The sequence below is a fragment of the Komarekiella delphini-convector SJRDD-AB1 genome, assembly GCF_014831675.1.
Taxonomy (GTDB): Bacteria; Cyanobacteriota; Cyanobacteriia; order Cyanobacteriales; family Nostocaceae; genus Komarekiella.
The window spans coordinates 21,251-28,754 of record NZ_VJXY01000068.1 but is presented as its reverse complement, the minus strand read 5'-3'; the positions used below and the strand labels follow the sequence as shown (position 1 = coordinate 28,754).

Sequence of the window (7,504 nt, the reverse complement as noted above, 5' to 3'; positions counted from 1 at the left end):
CTTTCTCCAATTCTTCTTGGCTTTCTGAAATCTCGATTTGGAATGGACGACTCATCACAAAATCACTAAATGCACCTATCTATAAGTTTGACGTAGTTTGGCGCGTCTTCATACAGAATTGGTATTAGATCTTCCAGACTCGATAAAACTACATTAGCTCTACCTACTCGCTCAACTGGGCCAATCCCCACAGCCGACATGCCAGCAGCATGAGCAGCTTCTATACCCGCAGCGGCATCTTCTACTACAACACATTGTGATGGTGAGAGTCCGAGTTGCTGGGCAGCAAATAGAAAGATGTCTGGTGCTGGTTTCGATTGGGAGACGCTGTAGCCATCGGCTATGGCATCGAACTTATCCCTAATACCCAACCGTTCAATTACAGTTAGGGCATTTTTACTTGATGAACCTAGCGCTATTTTTATCCCAGCAGCTTGCAATTCTTGTAATAAATTTGTCACGCCTGGAAGTAAATCTGCGGTAGTAATTTTCTGCATTAATTCCAGGTAGTAGCGGTTTTTCCGCTCCATCATTTCCTGAATTTTCTCTTCAGTGGCGGGGCGATCGCCTAAAATTTCCAGGAGTGATTCCCTTCTAGGCAATCCTCGCATCGCCTCGTTGGCTTCTCGATCAAAGGGGATGCCTTCTTCGTCTGCTAATTGCTTCCAACCCAGATAGTGAAACTCTGAGGTATCAGTTAACACGCCATCTAAATCGAAGATCACACCGCTAATTGTCTGACGTGTGTCTGCCATAGGAACTTTTACTTCCTGGTTGCTTTCCATTTCTTTTTCGGCTCGCAAATCAAAGTCATACCACTCATTACGCCATTGCAGTCGAAATTTCAGACGCGTCCAACCAGGAGGTAGATTTGCACAAGCAACCGGGCCAAATTGAGTCATCCGAATACCGCCAAACCCGAAAACTACCGCCTGCCAAACTCCTCCAGCACTGGCGGCGTGAATTCCTTCGGCTGCATTAAGTCTGACATCCTCTAAGTCTACTAACGCTGCGCGAAGAAAGTGGGTGTAGGCTTGGGTTGATTGATTGAGGTCACAAGCTAAAATAGCGTGAATTGCTGGGCCTAGTGAGGAACCATAACTATGGTCGGTACGCTGGTTGTAATAATCCCAGTTGGTGACGAGGGTGTTATAGTCATAGCGATCGCGCAACAAGTAAAGCAGCATCAACACATCCGGTTGCTTGAGAATCTGCTTTTGGCTAGTAGCTTCAATTCCTAGCAGTCCTTGCAGAGATTTGCTACGCGGTTCGTAATCAGCAAGATTGACGTGTTCTAGTTGGAAAAAGCCTTCAAACTGCTCAATCAAACCTGTTTGAGCATCTTCATTGATAAACAAACGTTCTTGGATTTCCGCCCATCGGTGCAGACGTTCTGTGGTTAAGTTGAGTTTTTGTACCAGTTGTGCTGAAGTTTCGGGATAAGCTTGCTTAAACCAGTCCCAAAGCGCTAGAGCAGATTGTAAGTGCCACTGCACCATGAGATTAGTAAAGGCATTATTATCGACGCGATCGTGATTTTCATCTGGCCCAATCACATCGAGGATGTCGTAACTATTGCGTTCTTGGTTCCACTCAACTCGACTTTCCCAGAAAACAGCCGTATCGAGGATAATTTCTGCGCCATAATCCCGCATCCAATGATCATCGTCGGTGATTTGCCAGTAGTGCCACACAGCATAAGCCACATCAGCAGTGATATGCACTTCAATGTCACCACACCAAATGCGGATTTGTTCGCCGTTAGCACCTGGTACCCACCGAGGAGTTACTTCATCACCAGTGGTGGCACTTTCCCAAGCAAACATCGCTCCTTGATACCCTGCTTCCTGGGCTTTGCGCCGTGCTCCTGGTAAAGTGTGGTAGCGGTAGGTGAGCAAGTTACGCGCTAAAGCTGGTTGAGTTAAGGTCAGGAAGGGAAGGATAAAAATTTCTGTGTCCCAAAAGATGTGTCCGCTATAGGCAAAACCAGAAAGAGTTTTGGGAGGGATACTAACGCGCTCGTCGTGACGTGGTGCAGCTGCTAGTAATTGGAAGAGATTATAACGGACACTTAATTGAGAGAGGCGATCACCTTCAATAATAATGTCACTGTCTTGCCATACCTGATCCCAGGCAGTAATGTGAGCGGCTAGTAGGGTTGTGTACCTGGGTTCATCAGCCAACCTTTGTAAAGCTGTTGTCATCGGGGTTTCTGTCTCCCGTGACGTAAATAAGGTGACAATCTTTTCTACAGTTACCGTTTTTCCTGTTAGTAACTCAAAGGTGGTTGCCAAGTTTGGAGAATTGCAAGTATTCTCAACACACATAGATACACCATCGTCACCCTCTACCACTAACTTAGCTGCCATACCGACTTGAGCACCTGAGTGGAGAGTTTGGCTGTGCAACCAAATAATATTATCTGCACCACCTTGATTTAAGGTTTGCCAGTGTTGAATACCTTGAGTGTCGGGTTCAGCATCAAATCCAGCTTCGACGGTAATTTCACCCTCAAAATCTACGGATGTAATTTGACAGCGGATTGCCAATACATGTTGGTCTGCTAAACTGACGAAACGCTCGAAGTGGAAATCTAAGGTATGACCAGTAGGACTGCGCCACCGCACATCACGGCTAACTAGACCTAAACGCAGGTCAAGCCGACGCTCGTAGTTGAGAACCTCACCAGCATCCATGCTAAAGCGTTGACCTGCCACTTTTATCACTAATGGCAGCCAGTTGGGGCAGTTTACTAGTTGAGTGTAGGAAATTGTTACATCATCATACACACCGTGAATGAGTGTTGCAGGAAAATCCTGGGGATACCCTTCCTCGAAAGTACCCCGCGTTCCTAAGAAACCGTTGCCAAGTGTGAAGACAGTTTCTTTATGGTGGAGTTGCGTGGGGTCAAACTCCGTTTCAATAACGTTCCAGTTAGTAGCGTCAAGCAGTGGTTGATTTTCTTGAGAGTTAGGAACTGACAGATTGAGCATGAGCAATAAAACTTATAGTCTGGGGTAGCTGTGGGTAGAATGAAACACAATTTGTTGGAGTTTCAAAGTAATTGGCTCCTTTCCTTTGCTGTTTAGACTTGGGTGCAATTCAAACAGCGAACATTGACATTCTGTTAACAGAAACGTTTCTTATTTCATCCCTCTATAGTAGGTTTCATCAATACCTCAGGTTAGAAAGCACAAGTACAAGAAACTATACTAATCGATACGTTTAGTTAAATATAGTAGAAAAATAAATATTTGTTTATATAACTTATGTTTTTGAGCTTTAAGATGTGACGCATCGCGTTTTAAAGCGTTAGGGCGCTTGCTAACGATAATCTAAAATGATTTTTTATTTTGATTTTTATACCGAAGGATAAAACTATAAAAAATTTACCAAGCCCAAAAGGGTTATCACTAATGAAAGTGTAATATTTTTACTAATAAATCAGCGACGGTGATCCATGCTAATTGAGAATTGTCCATCAAACTTACACCGTCGCGATCGCAATCAGTAGAGAAACAATGAGACTTCTTGCAAAAGTCGTTCTTTTCGCGTTCTTCTTCACGCGAAAAAAAATATTTATGCAAGAGATACCATGAACAGAGTGAGCGCAAAGCACACGCCACGCAAGCACAATGAAGGAATGAAAATATCTCTTTCCCAGTCCCCAGTCCCCAGTCCCCAATCCTCAGTCCCATTTTTGTTTAGAAGGCTTTTGCTGCCAATGGTGAACGGGCTTCAAAAGCACCTATATCTATCCTTGCATCGCCGTTACCATTACCATCTTGTGGACGACTAGCACCCCTCTTGTCAATCTTTGGTGCTTGCACGCCATTAAAAGCGCTAGTGCCAGCATCAATCGCCAAGCTACCGAGTTTCAGAGAGAAATTTCTATAGCCAATATCTACAAATAGTGGGTTTTGTCCAATGATATTGTGAGGCTCTGAACTGGTGAATTTGGATGAATTGTAAATCAGGTTGTAATCAAACTTGACATTGTTATCCGCTTTATTAACATGGTTGACTATGCCGTTTTTCTTGGCGTACATAATGTTATTAAACACCCTCACATTATTAGTCATAACTACTGCAATCTCTCCCAAATATTGAGTAGTAGAATTATGAGAATTTTGATAGGTCGTGTTGTTAATCACATCCACATTGGGACTTTTAAATACTTGAATTCCAGCAGCACCATTGTTGTAAACAATGTTATTTTCAATTAATGTCTTTCCTCGATACGGTTTAAGAATTGAATTTTTTTGAGTATTTAGAGCATCATCAATCATGATGCCATTAGACTCCGCGATCGTTCCTGAAACTTTCCAAGGAATTAAGCTTCGATTGTCATATACAGTATTCCCCCGAATAATCATTTTATAGTCGGTGGTATTATCGTCATAATTCCAGTTGTGAAGCGTGGTAATGGTGTTTGCTCCCGTCGAACTATATAAGCAATTTTTAAAGATAAGATTGTTCTCAATAGTGACGTAGTCCGTTCTGAACGCACCAATTGCTCCAGCACCAAACTTAGAGATTTTGTTGTTGCGAATCACTATATGGTGAGAATATTGTTTGATTATTCCTCCTACAAAGGATGGATGGAGCGCAATCCCCGCGCCGTTTGTTAGCGGATTATGTATGTTGTCTTTTTGCTGTTGTGCATACACCAGAGTTACATTATCGTTATTTCCAACTAGCTCAAGACCATCAATAACAATGTAAGAGGAGCCAACGACGTTAATGGCGTAAGGATTTTGTGATTTGATGACGGGGCGGTGTCCATGATAGGCCTTGAAAGTAATTGGAGTAGTTGGTGTACCATGTTTGTCATAAATCACGAGGATCTCTTTGGAGGTGTCTGCTCGCGTATAAGTGCCGTTCATGACGTAGACTTTATCGCCTGGTGTTGTCACCTGATTTGCTGCTCTTTGCAGCGTCCGAAATGGAGTAGTATGTCTCAGTCCGTCATTTTTATCGTCTCCATTCTCAGAAACGTAGTATGTCTTACCAGAAGTACTCAAAGATAATCTATCAGAGCCGATTTTGGAAGTCGGTGCGCCTTTACCCCAGTTAAAATTCACCGTGGTATCTGTGCGTGTCAGCTTCGATTCGTTTAAGTCTGCGTTCCCAAAAGATGCAGCTTTTAACCCCATGCCAATTCCTGGGCTGATAACTAGGGTTATCGCTAGAGCTTGAGAAAGAAACATAATTTATTTTCTTAAAGTGTGTGAGGGCTTTGGAAGAAAACGGGAATCTGAAAACCTGTTAAATATTGTGATTAATGGCTGCTAAAGACTTGGATTAACCAATCTCAGCCCAAAGGATAAAGGATGCCTATGCTCCTACAGATGATGTAGGAGTGGCAAAAAGTTGGCAAAACCTGATGAGCTTACCTGTTGTTTGATCATTTCAATGAACTTTAAATGATCTTTAAAAAACTACTTAGTTCATAGTATTTGTTTTAACATTTTACGTACTAATGTCAAGTCAATACCAGTATTTAGCTTTTAAATTTGTTACAAGTCATTGCTGAGCAGCCTTTACTCACCAGGAGTAATGTCGTTAGGGGAGTGGAGGAGCACAGGAGCAGGGGAAGAGAATAATTAATGACAAATGAATGACTTATATCTCCGATATCGTATCTCCTGACCCTTTACAAACTATGAATTACGAAAGTCGTTGGCTACTTTTGCCAGAAGGCAACTTAGCATAAAAATTTTTATTTTATTTGTATAAGCCTCATATCAAAACTCATATCAAAACTCATATAAAAATAGCTAATCACATATAAAAATCATATTTTTCATATATACAAATAAATCTATCTTTTACTACTGTTTATGTTGTAAAAAACATGAATAAAGGTATGATTTATTGTGTTAAGTTAATTGAGAGATTATTAGCGATCGCCCTTGGTACTGTATATCCATGAGAGCTATTCAACGTCTTATTTCAATTGCTATCATTTCAATTTCAATTACGTTATTAGCTTGTGTTTCTGCAAGTTTAGCGTTCATCCCAACTGAAACAGACTTTCAAAAGCAAGGTCAGTTTCAACCAAAACCAGAAATAATCACTGCGGAGATTCCTCATAATCCCAATCAAGCTAAACAAGAAGCATCCTATCCAAACACACCGCGAGTAGTTTTTCTTGACCACTTTGCTTGGCAAGTCTTCGCTGCTTTAAATTGGCCAGCTGACTGTCAGCAAGGCTCTCCCTTAGCAAGCAAAAAAATAGGCGAAGCTCCAGATGCTCCTCGTGTCTGGGAATTCTATAGCACCCCTGAAACAGTATTTGTTTCAGGAAAAACACCCAGCACCCCAAACAAACCGTTTATTTGTCTGAATGCTGAGAATAGATTGCTTCCACCAAAGAACTCAACTGTAAAACTTACAGAACAAGGTAAGCTAGACGCTAAAGGTCAGAATGCAAATCCTCAAGATCTACCTCTCATTGATCAGCAAGGCAACTATATTATTGTTGAAACCTACATTAACCCACAAGAGTTCAACCAAATTGTTAAAAACAAGTGGTATGACAGCGTTAATTTAGCACAATTTAATAATGACAATAATCAGTTTGACTTGATATGTAGCGGCAGGGAAAACGACAACATACTTGGAGTTCCATGTAGTACATACGAGAAAGAAGGTGCGATTGAGATTAAGGCTAGTTGGCGAGTTTTTGACGAGCAGACATCTAAAGACGAAAAAGCTCGTTATTACACCACCAAGCGAAAGGTGTTGATTCCAGGAAAATCAGATAAATGTGACACTGGTAAAGCATTTTGTAGTGACACTGGTGAGGAATTTAGTCAAGTAATAGAAGTGGGTTTAATTGGCTTCCATATTAAGCATAAAACTAGTGAGCAGGGATGGATTTGGTCTACATTCGAGCAGGTAGATAACGTTCCAGATGGAACTTTGAAACAGAATAAATACACGCTGAATAATCCAGACTGTCAAAAAAACTGTGTAGAAAATACTCCCTATGTAGAGCCACCATACCTTTGGCGGAAAGAAGCACCCCACGCAGTCACAAAGATTGGAGGCGAAATTAAAAATCAAATTCCGTCGCAGATAGTTCGCTCATTCAAGCCAAAGTCACCGCTCGATTCTCAAATATCGGAGCAAAATCAGCAATGGCATCAAGCACTAAAAGACATTTCTAAATCATCGGTCTGGCAATACTACAACCTCGTTGGTACTCAATGGCTGACTAACCCAAGTCAACTTTATAACGAACAACTTAGAGAGATTACACCAAAGTTACCACTAGCCAACGTTACCCTAGAACCCTATATCCAAAATAGTAGTTGCATCGGATGTCATACTGGCGCAAAACTCCGAACTCGTATGCAACCTTATGCAGACTTTACCTTCCAAATGGCTAGAGCGAATTCCAGTAATGGTACGAAAAATGTTCAGTAGATAGTATTACTCTCAACTAGCCTTTTCGTAACTAGATAATTGATTATTCTGTAATCCAAATCAAACTAAT

The 7,504-nt window shown here is 41.5% G+C and carries 3 protein-coding genes; 1 reads left to right on the top strand and 2 read right to left on the bottom strand.

Annotated features, from left to right (window positions below; all coding sequences use genetic code 11):
* Positions 1–65: 65 nt before the first annotated feature.
* Positions 66–2,993 carry a beta-phosphoglucomutase gene (gene pgmB, locus FNW02_RS33315; RefSeq protein WP_191761815.1) on the bottom strand — a complete coding sequence of 976 codons (2,928 nt, stop codon included), beginning with the start codon at positions 2,991–2,993 and terminating at the stop codon, positions 66–68.
* A gap of 711 nt (positions 2,994–3,704) precedes the next feature.
* Positions 3,705–5,210, bottom strand: a complete 1,506-nt coding sequence (locus FNW02_RS33310) for a right-handed parallel beta-helix repeat-containing protein (protein WP_191761814.1) — start codon at positions 5,208–5,210, stop codon at positions 3,705–3,707.
* Positions 5,211–5,931: 721 nt separating this feature from the next.
* Here FNW02_RS33310 and FNW02_RS33305 point away from each other — a divergent pair.
* Positions 5,932–7,434 (top strand): hypothetical protein, encoded by a 1,503-nt coding sequence (locus FNW02_RS33305; RefSeq protein WP_191761813.1) that lies wholly within the window; start codon positions 5,932–5,934, stop codon positions 7,432–7,434.
* Positions 7,435–7,504 lie beyond the last annotated feature (70 nt).

Excerpts from the sequence above, each read along its gene's own strand:
- FNW02_RS33310 (WP_191761814.1), bottom strand. The coding sequence starts at position 5,210 with ATGTTTCTTTCTCAAGCTCTAGCGATAACCCTAGTTATCAGCCCAGGA.
- pgmB (WP_191761815.1), bottom strand. The coding sequence starts at position 2,993 with ATGCTCAATCTGTCAGTTCCTAACTCTCAAGAAAATCAACCACTGCTT.
- FNW02_RS33305 (WP_191761813.1), top strand. The coding sequence starts at position 5,932 with ATGAGAGCTATTCAACGTCTTATTTCAATTGCTATCATTTCAATTTCA.